This is a genomic window from Salipiger sp. (assembly GCF_059781815.1).
The window spans coordinates 1-16,356 of the sequence record NZ_JBYNAH010000109.1 but is presented as its reverse complement, the minus strand read 5'-3'; the positions used below and the strand labels follow the sequence as shown (position 1 = coordinate 16,356).

12 protein-coding genes are annotated in these 16,356 nt (G+C 68.4%); 1 reads left to right on the top strand and 11 read right to left on the bottom strand.

Annotated elements, in window-relative coordinates; genetic code table 11:
• From AC6RA4_RS13855 to AC6RA4_RS13810, 10 genes are all read right to left on the bottom strand, one after another.
• The coding region (locus AC6RA4_RS13855) for a YdcF family protein (RefSeq protein ID WP_500161226.1) at positions 1 to 372 on the bottom strand (372 nt) is incomplete at its 3' end.
• A 513-nt stretch (positions 373 to 885) separates the two neighbouring features.
• Positions 886 to 1,962, bottom strand: a complete 1,077-nt coding sequence (locus AC6RA4_RS13850) for a BMP family ABC transporter substrate-binding protein (protein WP_500161224.1) — start codon at positions 1,960 to 1,962, stop codon at positions 886 to 888.
• Entirely contained in the window at positions 1,959 to 2,735 is a 777-nt protein-coding gene (locus AC6RA4_RS13845; protein WP_500161222.1) for an ion transporter, read from the bottom strand. The genes AC6RA4_RS13850 and AC6RA4_RS13845 overlap by 4 nt, the downstream gene beginning before the upstream one ends.
• Before the next feature lie 27 nt (positions 2,736 to 2,762).
• Positions 2,763 to 3,671, bottom strand: a complete 909-nt coding sequence (locus AC6RA4_RS13840) for an ABC transporter permease (protein ID WP_500161220.1) — start codon at positions 3,669 to 3,671, stop codon at positions 2,763 to 2,765.
• Positions 3,671 to 4,756, bottom strand: coding sequence for an ABC transporter permease (locus AC6RA4_RS13835; RefSeq protein ID WP_500161218.1), 1,086 nt, complete (start codon positions 4,754 to 4,756; stop codon positions 3,671 to 3,673). Before AC6RA4_RS13835 ends, AC6RA4_RS13840 begins: the two co-directional genes overlap by 1 nt.
• Before the next feature lie 87 nt (positions 4,757 to 4,843).
• Positions 4,844 to 6,367: an ABC transporter ATP-binding protein gene (locus AC6RA4_RS13830; RefSeq protein WP_500161217.1), complete on the bottom strand. Its 1,524-nt coding sequence runs from the start codon at positions 6,365 to 6,367 to the stop codon at positions 4,844 to 4,846.
• Complete coding sequence (gene xdhC, locus AC6RA4_RS13825; RefSeq protein ID WP_500161215.1) at positions 6,334 to 7,284, bottom strand: xanthine dehydrogenase accessory protein XdhC; 951 nt, start codon at positions 7,282 to 7,284, stop codon at positions 6,334 to 6,336. The genes AC6RA4_RS13830 and xdhC overlap by 34 nt, the downstream gene beginning before the upstream one ends.
• Positions 7,274 to 9,730 (bottom strand): xanthine dehydrogenase molybdopterin binding subunit, encoded by a 2,457-nt coding sequence (locus AC6RA4_RS13820; protein WP_500161214.1) that lies wholly within the window; start codon positions 9,728 to 9,730, stop codon positions 7,274 to 7,276. The genes xdhC and AC6RA4_RS13820 overlap by 11 nt, the downstream gene beginning before the upstream one ends.
• Positions 9,727 to 11,109, bottom strand: coding sequence for a xanthine dehydrogenase small subunit (xdhA, locus tag AC6RA4_RS13815; RefSeq protein WP_500161213.1), 1,383 nt, complete (start codon positions 11,107 to 11,109; stop codon positions 9,727 to 9,729). Before xdhA ends, AC6RA4_RS13820 begins: the two co-directional genes overlap by 4 nt.
• 193 nt (positions 11,110 to 11,302) lie before the next feature.
• Complete coding sequence (locus AC6RA4_RS13810; protein ID WP_500161211.1) at positions 11,303 to 12,277, bottom strand: alpha/beta fold hydrolase; 975 nt, start codon at positions 12,275 to 12,277, stop codon at positions 11,303 to 11,305.
• A gap of 279 nt (positions 12,278 to 12,556) precedes the next feature.
• Between AC6RA4_RS13810 and dnaE the strand changes: the two genes are divergently transcribed.
• Positions 12,557 to 16,081 (top strand): DNA polymerase III subunit alpha, encoded by a 3,525-nt coding sequence (gene dnaE / locus AC6RA4_RS13805; RefSeq protein WP_500161210.1) that lies wholly within the window; start codon positions 12,557 to 12,559, stop codon positions 16,079 to 16,081.
• A 15-nt stretch (positions 16,082 to 16,096) separates the two neighbouring features.
• Here the strand turns inward: dnaE and AC6RA4_RS13800 are convergent, their stop codons facing one another.
• Entirely contained in the window at positions 16,097 to 16,303 is a 207-nt protein-coding gene (locus AC6RA4_RS13800) for a SlyX family protein (RefSeq protein WP_500161208.1), read from the bottom strand.
• Between the last annotated feature and the right edge of the window lie 53 nt (positions 16,304 to 16,356).

Genomic DNA, 16,356 nt, shown 5'->3' with positions numbered 1-16,356 from the left:
GACGCCCGGCGCCGCCCCGCGCGCCCGGAGCCCCAGCCGCCGCGCGACGAGAAGCGCCCGCGGGAGGTGGTAGGCCTCGCTCACGATCACCACATCGCCCGCGCCCATCGCCTCGAGCAGCGGCCGCGCAAAGCGCAGGTTCTCCTCCGTGGTGGTCGAGCGCTCCTCCCGAAACAGCGCCGCCTCCGGCACGCCCGCCTTTCGCGCCAGCCGGCAGATCACCGCGGCCTCGGACGGCCCGTGCACGCCCACGCCGCCGCAGCCGAGGATCGCGCCCACCTCGCCGGCCCGCCAAAGCGCCACGGCCCGCTCCGCCCGCCGCCGCAACGTCGGAGAGGGCACGCCCCCTGCCCAGACCGCCGCCCCGAGCACGACGGCCACCGTCAGAGCCCCGCTTCTGTCTTCTCTACGTCCAGAAATAATCAAACTCCCACGACCCCGCCCAAGCCAGGACCCGGGCAAACTCCCGACGTCACCACACGCCCGCCGACCACATCGCCGCAAGCCTCACCGCGCCGAACAGCACTGCGCCCCTGCTTCTCTACGCACATAAAATCTCGAAGACCCAAGCCCAGTCGCGCGCCCCGGCACCCGGCAAGCGCCCGCACGGCTCGCCAATCAAGCCCCAGCACACCCAAACGCACTACGCGCGCCCTTCTCTACGCCGATAAATACTCAAACCCCAAGACCGCCACCGCACCCGAAGCCGGGCCGCCGCCCAGCCCCACCGTGCGCCCCGACAAAACACCCTGCTCCCCATCTCCCCGAACACACCGCCCCCTGTCTTCTCTACGTCGATAAATACTCAAACCCCGACCCTCCAAACAAAAAGCACCGCCGGGCAGATGCGCCGGCGGTGCCAGAAGCCAATCAAGAGCGCAGAGATCAGTTCGGGATCGAGCCGCTCACGCCTTCGACGTAGAAGTTCATGCCAGCGAGCGTGCCGTCATCGGCCACTTCGCCCTCTGCGAGCCAGGCCGATCCGTCCTGCTTGTTGATCGGGCCGGTGAACGGGTGGTAGGCGCCCGAGGCGATGTCTTCCTTCATCTGCGTCACATGCGCCAGCACGTCTTCCGGGATCGGGCCGGTGAACTCGCCGATGCCGACCATGCCGTCACCGATGCCCTGCCAGGTGTTGTGGCTCTCCCAGGTGCCGTCGACGATCGCCTGCACGCGCTCGATGTAATACGGCGCCCAGTCGTCGATGATCGACGAGATGCGCGGCGCGGGCTTGTACTCGGCCATGTCGGCGGCCTGGCCGAAGCCGTAGGCGCCGGCCTTCTCGAGCACCGCCAGCGGCGCGGTGGAGTCGGTGTGGGCCAGGACCACGTCGGCGCCCTGGTCGAGCAGTGCCTGGGTGGCGTCGGCTTCCTTGGCCGGGTCGAACCAGGTGTTCAGCCAGACCACGGCGATCTCGACATCGGGGTTGGCCTGCTTGGCGTGCAGGTAGGAGGAGTTGATGCCGCGGATCACTTCCGGGATCGGGAAGGAGCCGATATAGCCGATCTTGTCGGTCTCCGTCATCGCGCCGGCGAGGTAGCCGGTGATCGCACGGCCCTCGTAGAAGCGCGCCGAGTAGGCCGAGACGTTGTCGGCGGTCTTGTAGCCGGTGGCGTGCTCGAACTTCACGTCCGGGAACTTGGCGGCGACGTTGATCGTCGGGTCCATGTAGCCGAAGGAGGTGGTGAAGATCAGGTCGGCGCCCGACAGCGCCATCTGGGTCAGCACGCGCTCGGCATCGGCGCCCTCGGGCACGCTTTCCTGCTCGATGAGTTCGATGGCGTCGCCGAAATGCTCCTTCATCTGCATCGCGGATTCGTGGTGGTGCTGCGACCAGCCCCCATCGTTCACCGGCCCGACATAGACGAAGCCGATCTTCGGCACGTCCTGGGCGAAGGCGGCGCCGCCCATCACGAGGCCGAGCGCCGCGGAGGTGGCGAGAAGGGTTCTGCGTTTGATCATTTCTGGTCTCCCATTGGTGTATCAGTCTTTGTTGATTTGTCGGCCTGCTTCTCCCCGGAGGTGATCTCCGGGCGCGGCTTCTGCCGCAGCAGTTCCGAGGTGATGATGCCGGCGGGAATGGCGACGATGCCCACCCCGATCAGCACCGTGAGCCCGGTGAAGATGCGGCCCCCGGCGGTGATCGGGTAGACATCGCCGTAGCCAACCGTGCTCAGCGTGGCGAGCGCCCACCACATGCATTTCGGGATCGACCCGAATTTCTCCGGCTGCGCCTCGTGCTCGAAGAAGTGGATCCCCACCGAGGCCACGAAGAGCACGAGGATCGCCACCGCGGTGAACAGGATCAGCTCCTCGCGCGAGGCGCGCAGCGCGTCCTCGAGCCGGCGCGAGGCGCGGCGCAGGCGCAGGAGTTTCAGCAGCCGGAACACCCGCATCAGGCGCAGCACGCGCAGGCTCTGGGTCTGCGGCTGGAACAGCACCAGCCCCGGCAGCACCGCCAGCAGGTCGACGATGCCCCAGAAGCTGAGCGCGTAGCGCCAGCGCGAGGGCGCCGCCCAGAGCCGGAGCAGGTATTCCGCGGCGAAGGCCCAGAGGATCACGACCTCCGTCCAACCCAGAACGCGGTGCATCAGGGGCGGCAGGCTGTCCATGCTCTCGAGCGTGATGACCACCGCCGAGAGGATGATGACCCCGTAAAACCCCCAAAGGATGCGCGCACCGTAGCGCGGATCGCGCCCGTCGAGCGCCGCCTGCACCCGCGCCTTGCCTCTCATATGTCTCTCCCTCCCCGACATGGCGCATCACGAGGTGGCGTGGAAGGCGCGGCCGAGCGAGCCCGGAGCGCCCTGCGCGCCGCGCGCCGAGATGATGACCAGCACGATGATGGTGATGAGGTAGGGCGACATCGACAGAAGCTCGACCGGCACCGTGGTGCCCGCGGCCTGCAGGTTGAGCTGGATGACGGTGACGCCGCCGAAGAGGTAGGCCCCGATCAGCACGCCCAGCGGCCGCCACGAGGCAAAGACCACGATGGCGAGCGCGATCCAGCCGGCGCCGGCGGTCATGCCCTCGGTCCATTGCGGCACCCGCACGAGGCTGACATAGGCACCGCCCAGACCGGCGCAGGCGCCGCCGAAGGCGATGGCCGCCATGCGCACCCGCACAACCTTGTAGCCCAGCGCGTGGGCGCTTTCGTGATCCTCCCCCACCGCGCGCAGGATCAGCCCCGCGCGGGTGTATTTCAGGAAGGCCCAGACCGCGGCCACCAGCGCGAGGCTGAGATACACCACGAAATCATGCGCGAAGAGCATCTGCCCGAGCACCGGGATGTCGCCCAGCACAGGGATGTCGAGCTTGGGCAGGCTCGGCGCCCGCTGGCCCTCGTAGTTCGAGCCGATCAGCGCCGAGAGGCCAAGCCCCACCAGCGTCAGTCCGAGGCCGGTGGCGACCTGGTTCGACAGCAGGTACTGGGTCAGGAAGCCGAAGCTGAGCGACAAGACCGCCGAGGCCACCGCAGCGCCGAGAAAGCCCAGCAGCGGCGAGCCGGTGGAGACGGCGATGGCAAAGCCCATCACCGCGCCGGTGATCATCATGCCTTCGACGCCGAGGTTCAGCACGCCGGATTTCTCGGTCACCAGCTCGCCAATGGCGGCGAGCAGGATCGGCGTCGCCGAGACCATGATCGAGGCAACAAGCAGCACCGGATCCATCACGCCACCTCCCGTCCGACGAAGCGGATGCGATAATTGGTAAAGACATCGGTGGCGAGCAGGAAGAACAGCAGCATGCCCTGGAACAGCTGGATCGACGCGCCCGGCAGGCCGAGCATCAGCTGCGCCAGCTCGCCGCCGATATAGGTCAGCGCCATCAGCAGCCCCGCAAGCAGGATGCCGAACGGGTTCAACCGCCCGAGGAAGGCCACGATGATCGCGGTAAAGCCGTAGCCCGAGCCGAAGTCGATGCTGATCTGGCCCGCGGGCCCGGTGACCTCGAAGAGCCCCGCCATGCCGGCGAGCGCCCCCGAGATGCCGAGGCAGAGCAGCACGATGCGCACCGGGTTCACGCCGGAGAACCGTGCCGCCCGGGGGGCCTCGCCGGTGAGGCGGATGTTGAAGCCCTGAATGTGACGCGCCATCAGCACATAGGCGCCGATCACCGCGATGAAGGCCGTCACGACGCCCCAGTGCATGCCGGTATTGGCGAAGAGCTCGTCATTGAACACCGCCGGCCATTGCTTGAAATTGCGCGAGCCCGGAAAGCCCTGCCCCTCGGGGTTGCGCAGCCAGCTTGAGCTGGCCGAGGCGAGGATGTTCTCGGCGACATAGACCAGCATCAGCGAGACGAGGATCTCGTTGGTGCCAAAACGGGTCTTGAGCAGCGCCGGGATCATCGCCCAGGTCCAGCCCCCCAGCGCGCCGGCGACCACCATCAGCGGGAAGAGCAGCACGCTCTCGGACGGGTAAAAGGCCAGCCCCACCGCGGCCCCGGTGACGGCACCGATGATGTATTGCCCCTCGGCGCCGATGTTCCAGATCCCGGCCCGAAACCCCACCGACAGCCCGATGGCGATGAGGATCAGCGGCCCCGCCTTCACCAGGAGCTGCGGTCGCGAATAGCCGGCGAATTGCGGGTGGAAGAGCGGATCCCAGAAGATCGTGCGAATGGCCTCGAGCGGCGGCTTGCCGAGGGCGGCAAACATGATCCCGCCGACGATCATCGTCAGGACCACCGCCAGGAGCGGCGTCAGCCCGGTCCAGAGCTTCGAGGGCTGCGGGCGTTTCTCGAGCCGGATCATGCGCGAACCCCCGGAAGATTTTTCGCAGGAAAAATCTTCTCCCCCGAGGCACGGTCACAGAGTTTTCGGACGAAAACTCTGTCGCGGTCAGCCATCCACATGGGCCACCTCCATGTCATGCGCACCGCCCATCATCAGGCCGATCTTCTCGATATCCAGCTCGCTCACCGCGCGGGTCGGCGACAGCCGCCCCTCGTTGAGCGCCCCGAAGCGGTCGGAGATCTCCATCAGCTCGTCAAGGTCCTGGCTGATGCAGATGATCGCCGCGCCCTTGGCGGCCAGATCAAGCAGCGCCTGCCGGATCGCCGCCGCCGCCGCCGCGTCGACGCCCCAGGTCGGCTGGTTGACCACGAAGACATCCGGATCCTGCTGGATCTCGCGCCCGACCACGTATTTCTGCAGATTGCCGCCCGACAGTGCCCGGGCCGCCGTGCCCGGCCCCGGCGTGCGCACGTCGAAGCGCTTGATTACCTCCTCGGCAAAGCCCGTGGCCTTGCCCCAGTCGATGAAGCCGTTCGAGACCAGCCCCTTGCGCCGCGCCGCCGTCAGCACGCCGTTCTCCGTCAGGCTCATGTTCGGCGCCGCCGCGTGGCCCAGCCGTTCCTCCGGCCCCGAAAGCAGCCCCGCATCGCGGCGCGCCACCGGCCCGGCGCGGCTGATGTCTTCGCCCTTGAAGAAGATCGCCCCCTTCGGCGCCAGCCGCTCGCCCGAAAGCGCCATCAGAAGCTCGTCCTGCCCGTTGCCGGCGACCCCGCCGATGCCCAGCACCTCGCCCGCGCGCACCTCGAGCGAGATCTCCCGCAGCGGCGTGCCGAAGGCGCCCGGCGCCGGCATCGACAGCGCGTCGCACTTGAGCAGCACCTCGCCCTTCTCGGTGGCGCGCGCCTCGGGCGTGGCAAAGCTCGCCCCCACCATCATCTCGGCCATCTGCCGCGCCGTGACCTCGCGCGGCGTGCAGGTGCCGACATTCTTGCCCAGCCGCAGGATCGTCGCCTCGTCGCAGAGCGTGCGGATCTCCTCGAGCTTGTGCGAGATGTAGAGGATCGAGGTGCCCTCGGATTTCAGCTTGCGCAGGGTCTCGAACAGGATCTCGACCTCCTGCGGCGTCAGCACCGAGGTCGGCTCGTCCATGATCAGCAGCCGCGGATTCTGCAGCAGGCAGCGGATGATCTCGACCCGCTGGCGCTCGCCCGCCGACAGTGTGCCCACGGTGCGCGAGGGGTCGAGCGGCAGCCCGTAGGTCTCCGAGACCTCGCGGATCTGCCGCGCCAGATCGCGGGGCTTGGGCGGGTTTTCCATGCCCAGCGCCACGTTCTCGGCCACGTCCAGCGCCTCGAAGAGCGAGAAATGCTGGAACACCATGGCGACGCCGGCCCGGCGCGCGTCCGAGGGCTTGCCCGGCGTATAGGCGCCGCCATCGAGCACCATCTCGCCGCGATCGGGCTTCACCAGCCCGAAGATCATCTTCACCAGCGTCGACTTGCCGGCGCCGTTCTCGCCCAGCAGCGCGTGGATCTCGCCTTTCTGGATATCGAAGGAGACGTCGTCATTGGCCACGACGCCCGGATAGGCCTTGGTCAGGCCCCGGATGCTGAGAAGTGTGTCTGCCACGCCTGTCCATCCCCTGTTTCACGGTTGAGTAGATGCGCAGCCACCCCGATGGCAATGGCCTGCGGGTGCTTGCCGTAGGATTTCTGCCCAATTGGGCAGCATATGCGCGCAATACGGGCATCTGGATGACCCAGCGTCGCCAATCGCTTGCGGAACCGGGCCCATTTCGTCTCCGAGCCGATCAGCCCGGCAAAGCCGAACTCGTGCTCCAGCAACGCATGGCAGAGCGCGAAATCGATCTCGTGGCTGTAAGTCAGGATCAGGTGCTCTGCCCCCATCGGCGCGTGGCGCACCAGCCGCTCGGGCTCGGCCGCCGGCAGCACCGTGACGCCCTCGGGAACCTCGCGGGGAAAGCGTGACGGCGCGGTGTCGACCCAGGTGATCGCCAGCTCCGGCAGCGGCGCCAGCGTCGCGACGACCGCGCGCCCCACATGGCCCGCCCCCCAGACCCAAAGCTGCCGCTCGGCCCGCGCCACCGGCTCCACCATCCAGCCCTGCACCAGCTGCGAATCGGGCCGCATGCCCTGCCCCCGCGCCCGGTCGATCAGCCGCCGCACCGCGAGCGGCATCTCGCCCGGCCCGCGCGCGATCACCTCCTGGCCCTCTAGCGCGGCCACACGCGCGGCATCATACTGCTCGGTCAGCAGCACCACCGCACCACCGCAGCATTGCCCCAGCGACGGCCCCAGCGGATGCCGGCTCAGCCCCTCGCGGCCCAGCGCCGCCTCGGCGGCCGTGAGCTCCAGCGCCCCGCCCCCGATGGTGCCCGACTGGCCAATCCCTGCGCCCTCGGCCCAGACCAGCATCGCCGTGCCCGGGCCGCGCGGCACCGAGCCCGCGACCTCGGCCACCACCACGCGCGCCACCCGCCCGTGCTGCGCCACCGCGCGCCGCAGCGCCTCGAGCTCAAAGCTCATCGCGCACCTTCCGGATCGCCATCAGCACCCGCTCCGGCGTCGCCGGCGCATCGAGCGCTGGGTAGCGCTTGCCGCAGGCCGCCACCGCGTCCGACAGCGCGAGGAAGGCCGAGATCCCCAGCATGAAGGGCGGCTCGCCCACCGCCTTGGAGCGATAGATCGTGTCCTCCTCGTTGCGCCCCTCCCAGAGCGCCACGTTGAAGATCTCGGGCCGGTCGGAACAGGCCGGGATCTTGTAGGTCGAGGGCGCGTGGGTGCGCAGCCGGCCATCGTCATCCCAGACCAGCTCCTCGGTGGTCAGCCAGCCGGCGCCCTGCACGTAGCCGCCCTCGATCTGGCCGATATCCAGCGCCGGGTTCAGCGAGGCGCCGCAATCGTGCAGGATGTCGGTGCGCAGGATGCGGTACTCGCCGGTCAGCGTGTCGAGCACCACCTCGGTGCAGGCGGCGCCATAGGCGAAATAGAAGAACGGCCGCCCCTGCCCCTTGATCCGGTCCCAGTCGACCTTGGGAGTCTTGTAGAAGCCGGTCGAGGACAGGCTCACCCGCCCCTCGTAGCAGAGCTTGGCGGCCTGCTCGAAGCTGAGCTTTTCCGCGCCGACCTCGACCTTGCCATCCGAGAACACCACCTCCGAGGCCCTGGCCTGGAACAGCCCGGCCAGATGCTCGGCCATGCGGTCGCGGATGGTGTCGCAGGCGGCCTTGACCGCCATGCCGTTCAGGTCCGACCCCGAGGAGGCGGCGGTGGCCGAGGTGTTGGGCACCTTGGCGGTATCGGTGGCGGTGATGCGCACCGCCTCGAGGGGGATGCCGAAGCGCGCCGCCGCCACCTGCGCCACCTTCTGGAACAGCCCCTGCCCCATCTCGGTGCCGCCGTGGTTCAGCGCCACCGACCCGTCCTGGTAGACATGCACCAGCGCGCCCGCCTGGTTGAGATGGGTGAGCGTGAAGGAGATGCCGAACTTCACCGGCGTCAGCGCGATGCCGCGCTTCAAGAGCGGGGTGTGGGCGTTCCACTCCGCCACCGCCGCGCGCCGCGCCGCGTAATCGCAATCCTCCGCCAGTTTCGCCGTCAGCCCGCCAAGGATGAAATCCTCCACCGGCTGGCCGTAATGCGTCACCTGCACCCCCGCCGGAACCGCTGGCGCATCGCCCGGGGCCACGCTCTCGACCGCCCCGCGCGAGGTCAGGTCCTCTTCCGAGGCCACCTGTTTCTTCTGGCCGGAAATATCCTCGGGGGGAGGTGCCTGCTCCGCAGGCGCCCGGGGGGCAGTCAGCCCCCCGTCCGCGCTCTCCGCCGCGCCGACATCGGAGTAGTAGTTCACCCGCCGGATCTCCAGCGGATCGCGCCCCAGCGCATGGGCCACGTGGTCGAGCACCCGCTCGATCCCCAGCATCCCCTGCGGCCCGCCAAAGCCGCGATAGGCGGTGGCGCTCTGGGTGTTGGTCTTCAGCCGGTGGCTCTCGACCCGCATGGAGGGGATGTCATAGGCGTTGTCCGAGTGCAGCATCGCCCGGTCCGCCACCGGCAGCGACAGGTCCTGCGCCCAGCCGCAGCGGGCGTACTGCACGAAATCCACCGCCAGCAGGCGGCCATCGCCATCGAACCCGGCGCTGTACTCGATGCGGAAATCGTGGCGCTTGCCGGTGATCACCATATCGTCGTCGCGGTCATAGCGCATCTTGGCGGGCCGCCCGGTCTCGGCCGCCGCCACCGCGCAGGCGATGGCCAGCGCGTTGCCCTGGCTCTCCTTGCCGCCGAAACCTCCGCCCATGCGCCGGGTCTCGACCCGCACGGCGTGCATCGGCAGGTGCAGCGCATGCGCCACCTTGTGCTGGATCTCGCTCGGGTGCTGGGTCGAGCTGTGCACCAACAGGTCGCCGTTTTCCTGCGGCAGCACCAGCGCCGCCTGCCCCTCGAGGTAGAAATGCTCCTGCCCGCCCATCTCGAGCGTGCCCGAGACCTTGTGCTGCGCCTCGGCCATGGCGGCGTCGGCGTCGCCCTTCTCCCAGATCCGGGGGCCGTCCTCGAAGCGGCTGTCGGCAGCCATCGCCTCGTCAACGCTGAACACCGCGTCGCGCGGCTGGTAGCTGATCTTCGCCTTGCGCACCGCCTTGCGGGCGGCGAGGTGGCTGGTGGCGGCGACCATGAAGACCGGCTGGCCCACGTAATGCACCGAGGCCCCCGAGAGCAGCGGCTCATCCCCCAGCGAGGGCGAGCAATCGCAGTCCGAGGGCAGATCCTTGGCCTCCCAGACCTTCACCACGCCCGGCGCCCGGCGCACCTCCGAGAGGTCGATCTCGCGGATCCGTCCGCAAGCGATCTCCGACAGGCCGAAGGCCATGTGCAGGCAGCCCGGCGGCACCGGGATGTCGTCGATATAGCGGGCCTTGCCGGTGACGTGCAGCGGGGCAGCATCATGCGGCAGCGGTTTCGCGACGCTCATGCCCGCACCTCCCGCACGTCGGTGGCCGCGCCCATGTCCTCGAGCAGGCAGCGGGTCAGCATGTTGCGTGCCGCCGCAAGGCGGTACTCGGCGCTGGCCCGCATGTCCGAGAGCGGCGCGAAATCCTTCTCCCAGGCATCCCACGCGGCGACCACCGCCTCGTCGTTCCAGAGCTTGCCGGTCAGCGCCGCCTCGACCGCCGAGGCGCGCTTGGGGATGCCCGCCATGCCGCCGAAAGCGATGCGGGCCTGCGTGACCTTGCCGTCTTGCACGGTGACGTTGAACGCGCCGCAGACCGCCGAAATATCCTGATCGAAGCGTTTCGAGAGCTTGTAGACCTTCAGCCGGTCGGGCTGGCGCGGGATCGTCACCGCCTCGACGAACTCGCCCGGGTAGCGGTCCTGCTTGCCGTACTCGATGAAGAAATCCTCGACCGCCATCTCGCGCCTTGTGTCGCGGAAGCGCAGGTGCAGCCGCGCGCCGAGCGCGATCAGCGCCGGCGGGTTGTCCCCGATCGGCGAGCCGTTGGCGATGTTGCCGCCGATGGTGGCCGCCGCGCGCACCTGCGCCGAGCCGTAGCGGCGCAGCATCCCGGCATAGCTCGGGAAATGCACCCGCATCAGATCGAGCACCCGGTCCATGGTGACGCCGGCGCCGATGCGGATGGCCTCGTCGGTCACCTCGATCTGCTGCAGATCCTCGCAGCGGTTGAGAAAGATCACCTCGGGCAGCTCGCGCAGCTGCTTGGTGACCCAGAGCCCCACATCCGTCGCGCCCGCGACGATGGTGGCTGAGGGGTGCCGCGCCACCAGCTCGGCCAGCTCGTCGCTGCTGGAAGGCGAATGGGCGCTGAGATCGGCGGCGGAGACCTGCCCGGCAGCAGCGGGCAGCTCGGGCTCCTCCATCCACGCGGGCACCGGGGCGTCGGCTGCGGCCTCGGCGGCGCGCACGATGGGGGCATAGCCGGTGCAGCGGCAGAGATTGCCGGCGAGCGCGTCGTCAAAGCCGGTGTCGCCAACCTTGTGGGCCTTGGCCATCGAGACGATGAAGCCCGGCGTGCAGAAGCCGCATTGCGAGCCGTGATGCGTGACCATCGCCTCCTGCACCGGGTGCAGGCTGCCATCGGGGCCGGCAAGCCCCTCGACGGTGCGCAGCGCCTTGCCGTGCAGCTGAGGCAGGAACAGGATGCAGGCGTTGAGCGCCCGCGAGCCGCGCGCGTCGGTGACCATCACCGTGCAGGCGCCGCAATCGCCCTCGTTGCACCCTTCCTTGGTGCCCGTCAGGCCGCGCTCTTCACGCAGCCAATCGAGCGCCGTGCGCGTCGGGGACACCCCGCGCAGCTCCACTCTTTCCCCGTTGAGAAGAAAGCAGATATCCATATGAAAGACCCGCCGCGGTACCCCGTCCCTGTCGTGCACACCCTCGATGCGGCGTAGAAAGCGTGCGGACCTTTTCCGATCCGCTACAGGCTAGGTTCGGGGTTTCCCGGTTGGCAAGAGGAAAATGCCCATTTGAGAGGCAGATGGGCCGGGGGTGCCGACAAACTTGGCGTCACCCCCCGGCGGCATCCCCTCAGGCGGCACGGCCCGCATGCGGCCCGGCAGCATCTCCGGCGAGGAATTCCGTGATGCACTGCACCGGCTCGGACTGGCCGACGATGGTGTTGTGATCGCCACTCTCGAAGATCTCGATCCGGCCCTCGGGCCAGACCTCGGCCAGCGGCTCCAGATCCTCTGCCGGCGCGGCTTGGTCGTTGCTGGAGTGCACCGCGAGCATCTGCTCGGGACGCGACTCGGCGATCACGCGCCACGGCGCCTCGGCGGGATAGGGCGCGCTCAGACGGACGACCTCGTCGACGAAACGGTCGAGACAGTCGCCCTCGATGCCGAACCGCGTGCCGCCCTGCCGGAACCGCTTGCGCTGGTCGAGCGGCGCCGAGATCAGCACCACGCGGCCGCATTCCAGCCCGTCCTCGAGCGCGAAGATCAGGCCGTTGGCACTGACGCAATGGGCAATCGCCCCGTCGTAGGGACCGTGGGTCTGGGCACAGTCGAGGATCGCCCGGGTGATATCGGCGATGCTGCAAGGCGCGCGCTCGGGCTCGATATGGCCCGGCAGGACCAGCGCGTCGACCTCGGCGCCGGTGTCCTGCAGCGCCCGGATCAGCTGGCTGAACTGGCGCACGTGGCCGTCATGGCCGTGAACCAGCAGGATGCGCTGACCGGTGGGCTCGGCCAGCGGCGCATGACGCAGCACCGCGGCGGCGTCTCCCGACGGCAGGAACTCGGCCTGGCCGGCGCCGCAGACGCGGGCGCGGTCGATATTGGCGGTCGAGCAGAGATAGCGCTTGGCCAGGTGCCGGGCCGTCAGGGCGGGCGCGACGCGCGCCGCGGTGAGAAGCGCCTTGCGGCGTCCCTCGCGGATCCGCGTCGCGAGGCCAGCGCGCTGCGCGGACACCTGTTCATGAGAGGGCATGAGCCCGGCGCCGGTTTCGGCGAAGGTCATGCTTGTGATGTCGGGGGAAAAGGAATCGAGTGCCTTGTTCATTGCCATATGCCGCGCTCGGAGGGGGAGAAACGCCGACCGTCTAAGGAGGACCGAAGCGCAACACAAGGCGCCGCGGAGGGGGAGATTGGTTCACAGCGATCAAATTCCTGAGAAACCGGGGAGAAATTTGGGCAGACTTGCTGTCGAAATGTGTTGATTGCCTTGGAATCCCCCGGCTTGCGGGTGTTTCGCGCCGCCTTTGCGTCGACTCGGCGGGCCGGTGCCCGAGGGGTGAGTCGGGTCTTCCGCCGGGCGCGGGCGCACCATAAGGTCGGGCACATGGCAGATCCCCGATTCATCCACCTCCGCGTTCACACCGAATATTCCCTGCTCGAGGGCGCCGTCCGGCTCAAGAAGCTGCCCGGCCTCTGCGAGGCGATGGAGATGCCCGCCGTTGCGGTGACCGACACCAACAACCTGTTCTCCGCGCTCGAGTTCTCGGTGACCGCGAGCGGCGCCGGGGTGCAGCCGATCGTCGGCTGCCAAGTCGATTTGCGCTACGTGCAGCCGGCCCCCGGCGAGCGCCCGAAACCGCCGGCGCCGGTGGTGCTTCTGGCGCAGAACGAACGCGGCTACGAGAACCTGATGAAACTCAACTCGTGCCTCTACCTGCGGCGCGATGGCGAGCTGCCGCATGTGCTTCTGGATGAGCTCGAGACCTATGGCGAGGGGGTGATCTGCCTCTCGGGCGGCCCCGACGGCCCGGTGGGCCGCCTGCTGCGCGAGAACCACCGCGCCGCGGCCCAGACCCTGCTGACCCGCCTGCACCAGATCTATCACGACCGGCTCTATGTCGAGCTGCAGCGCCACCCGGGCGAGGACGGCCTGCCCGAGGCCGAGCGCCTGACCGAGCGCGGCCATGTGGAGATGGCCTACGAGATGGGCCTTCCGCTGGTCGCCACCAACGACGTGTATTTCCCCAAGGAAAACATGTACGAGGCCCATGACGCGATGATCTGCATCGCCGAGGGCGCCTATGTCGACCAGCAGGAGCCGCGCCGGCGGCTGACGCCGCAGCATTACCTCAAGACCCCGCAGGAGATGGCGACGCTCTTCGCCGATCTGCCCGAGGCGCTGGAGAACACCGTCGAGATCGCGAAGCGCTGCGCCTTCATGGCCTATCGCCGCGACCCGATCCTGCCGAAATTCGCCGATGACGAGGTCGTCGAACTGCGCCGTCAGGCCAATGAGGGCCTGCAGAAGCGCCTCGCGGTGATCCCCCACGCGGTAACGCCCGAGCAGTATCAGGAACGGCTCGATTTCGAGCTCGGCATCATCGAGGGCATGGGCTTTCCGGGCTACTTCCTGATCGTTGCCGACTTCATCAAATGGGCCAAGGATCACGACATCCCCGTGGGCCCCGGCCGGGGCTCGGGCGCGGGCAGCCTCGTGGCCTACGCGCTGACCATCACCGACCTCGACCCGCTGCGCTATTCGCTGCTCTTCGAGCGCTTCCTCAACCCCGAACGCGTCTCGATGCCGGACTTCGACATCGACTTCTGCATGGACCGCCGCGAAGAGGTGATCCGCTACGTTCAGGAGAAATACGGCCGCGACAAGGTCGGCCAGATCATCACCTTCGGCGCGCTGCTCTCGAAGGCCGCGGTGCGCGACATGGGCCGGGTGCTGCAGATGCCCTACGGCCAGGTCGACCGGCTGTCGAAGATGATCCCCGTGGAGGGCGTCAAGCCCGTCTCGATCGAGAAGGCGCTGCAGGACGAGCCGCGCCTGCGCGAGGAGGCCGAGCGCGAGGAGGTCGTCGACCGGCTGCTGAAATACGGCATGCAGGTCGAGGGGCTGCTGCGCTCCGCCGGCACCCACGCCGCCGGCGTGGTGATCGCCGACCGCCCGACCGACGAGCTGGTTCCGCTCTACCAGGATCCGCGCTCGGACATGCCGGCGACCCAGTTCAACATGAAATGGGTCGAACAGGCCGGCCTGGTGAAGTTCGACTTCCTCGGCCTCAAGACGCTCACGGTGATCCAGAACGCCGTCGACCTGATCCTCAAGTCCGGCCGCCCGATCCATGTCGCCGCCGACGGCACCCAGCTCTACGAGCCGGCCGAGGGCGGCGAGAACCAGATGAACCTCATCCCGCTGGATGACGAGAAGACCTACAAGCTCTACGCCTCGGCCAAGACCGTCGCCGTGTTCCAGGTGGAAAGTACCGGCATGATGGATGCGCTCAAGCGCATGAAGCCGACCTGCATCGAGGACATCGTGGCGCTGGTGGCGCTCTACCGTCCGGGCCCGATGGAGAACATCCCGGTCTATTGCGAGGTCAAGAACGGCCAGCGCGAGATCACCTCGGTCCACCCCTCGATCGACCACATCCTCGCCGAAACCCAGGGCATCATCGTCTACCAGGAACAGGTGATGCAGATCGCCCAGGTGATGGCCGGCTACTCGCTCGGCGGCGCCGACCTGCTGCGCCGCGCCATGGGCAAGAAGATCAAGGAGGCGATGGACGCCGAGCGTCCGAAATTCGAGACCGGCGCGGCCAAGAACGGCGTCGACAAGAAGAAGGCCACCGAGGTCTTCGACCTGCTCGAGAAATTCGCCAACTACGGCTTCAACAAGTCCCACGCCGCCGCCTACGCGGTGGTGAGCTACCAGACGGCCTGGCTCAAGGCCAACCACCCGGTCGAGTTCATGGCCGGCGTGATGAACTGCGACATCCATCTCACCGACAAGCTCTCGATCTATTTCTACGAGGCCAAGAAGGGGCTCAAGCTCGACTACATCCCGCCCTGCGTGAACCGCTCGCAGGCGAGCTTCGATGTCGAGGAGGGCAAGCTGGTCTATGCGCTCGGCGCGCTGAAGAATGTCGGGCTCGATGCGATGCGGCTGGTGGTCGAGGGGCGGCGCGCGGTGCCCGAGGACCCGAAGAGCCCCGACAAGCCCTTCGTCAATGTCTACGATTTCGCCCGCCGGGTCGATCTCAAGCGCGTCGGCAAGCGGCCGCTGGAGATGATGGCGCGGGCCGGCTGCTTCGACCAGCTCGACCGCAACCGCCGCCGGATCTTCGAATCGCTCGACGCGCTGGTCGCCTATTCCGCGGCAATCCACGAGCAGAAGGCCTCGGCGCAGGTCTCGCTCTTCGGCGAGGCCGGCGACGACCTGCCCGAGCCGCGGCTCTCGCCGGCGCCCGACTGGCTGCCCGCCGAGCGGCTCTCGGAGGAGTTCAAGGCGATCGGCTTCTACCTCTCGGGCCACCCGCTCGACGATTACATGCCGGCGCTCAAGAGGCGCGACGTGCTGACGCTGGACGAGGTCGAGGACAAGGCCCGCGGCGGCGCCTGCATCGCCAAGATGGGCGGGGTGGTGGCGGGCCGGCAGGAGCGCAAGTCGGCCAAGGGCAACCGCTTCGCCTTTGCCCAGCTCTCGGACCCGAGCGGCGCCTACGAGGTGACGATCTTCTCGGACACGCTGGAGAAGGCGCGCGACCTGCTGGAGACCGGCACCAAGGTGGTGGTCACCGTCGAGGCGACAATGGAATCGGACCAGCTGAAGCTGCTGGCGCGCTCCTTCGGCCCGGTCGAGCAGGTGGTCGCCGATGCCGGCGCGGCGGGAATGAAGATCTATATCGAGACCCCCGACACCGTGGCGCAGGTCGCCTCGGTGCTAGGCCGCGCCGCCGAGCAGATGCCGCGCGCCGGGCGCGGCCCGGTGCGGCTATGCTTTGCAGGCGCCGGCCTGCCGGGCGAGGTCGAGATGGATCTGAAGCAGGAATTCCCCGTCACCCCCGAGATCAAGGGCGCGGTGAAATCGCTCGACGGGGTGATGGCGGTGGAGGATTTCTGAGCCCGCGCGCCGGGCTCAGTAATGCGGCGGGCGCTCGTCGCCCATCACCACGCCTCCGGTGCCCTCGTCCTGCCGCGCCGCCTCGCGCTCGAGCAGCAGCGCCACGCGGCGGGTGAGCAGCGCGATCTCGCGATCCTGCCGCGCCACGGTCTCCGAGAGATCCTCGACCGCGCGGTCAAGATGGGCGATGCGTTCCTGCAGGCTGTCGGTCTCGCTGGGCATGTCTCGGCTCCTTTGTCTGCAGCGCCACATAAGCGCCGCCGCGCGGCTTGGAA

Excerpts from the sequence above, each read along its gene's own strand:
- AC6RA4_RS13850 (WP_500161224.1), bottom strand. The coding sequence starts at position 1,962 with ATGATCAAACGCAGAACCCTTCTCGCCACCTCCGCGGCGCTCGGCCTC.
- AC6RA4_RS13845 (WP_500161222.1), bottom strand. The coding sequence starts at position 2,735 with ATGAGAGGCAAGGCGCGGGTGCAGGCGGCGCTCGACGGGCGCGATCCG.
- AC6RA4_RS13840 (WP_500161220.1), bottom strand. The coding sequence starts at position 3,671 with ATGGATCCGGTGCTGCTTGTTGCCTCGATCATGGTCTCGGCGACGCCG.
- AC6RA4_RS13835 (WP_500161218.1), bottom strand. The coding sequence starts at position 4,756 with ATGATCCGGCTCGAGAAACGCCCGCAGCCCTCGAAGCTCTGGACCGGG.
- xdhC (WP_500161215.1), bottom strand. The coding sequence starts at position 7,284 with ATGAGCTTTGAGCTCGAGGCGCTGCGGCGCGCGGTGGCGCAGCACGGG.
- AC6RA4_RS13820 (WP_500161214.1), bottom strand. The coding sequence starts at position 9,730 with ATGAGCGTCGCGAAACCGCTGCCGCATGATGCTGCCCCGCTGCACGTC.
- xdhA (WP_500161213.1), bottom strand. The coding sequence starts at position 11,109 with ATGGATATCTGCTTTCTTCTCAACGGGGAAAGAGTGGAGCTGCGCGGG.
- AC6RA4_RS13810 (WP_500161211.1), bottom strand. The coding sequence starts at position 12,277 with ATGAACAAGGCACTCGATTCCTTTTCCCCCGACATCACAAGCATGACC.
- dnaE (WP_500161210.1), top strand. The coding sequence starts at position 12,557 with ATGGCAGATCCCCGATTCATCCACCTCCGCGTTCACACCGAATATTCC.
- AC6RA4_RS13800 (WP_500161208.1), bottom strand. The coding sequence starts at position 16,303 with ATGCCCAGCGAGACCGACAGCCTGCAGGAACGCATCGCCCATCTTGAC.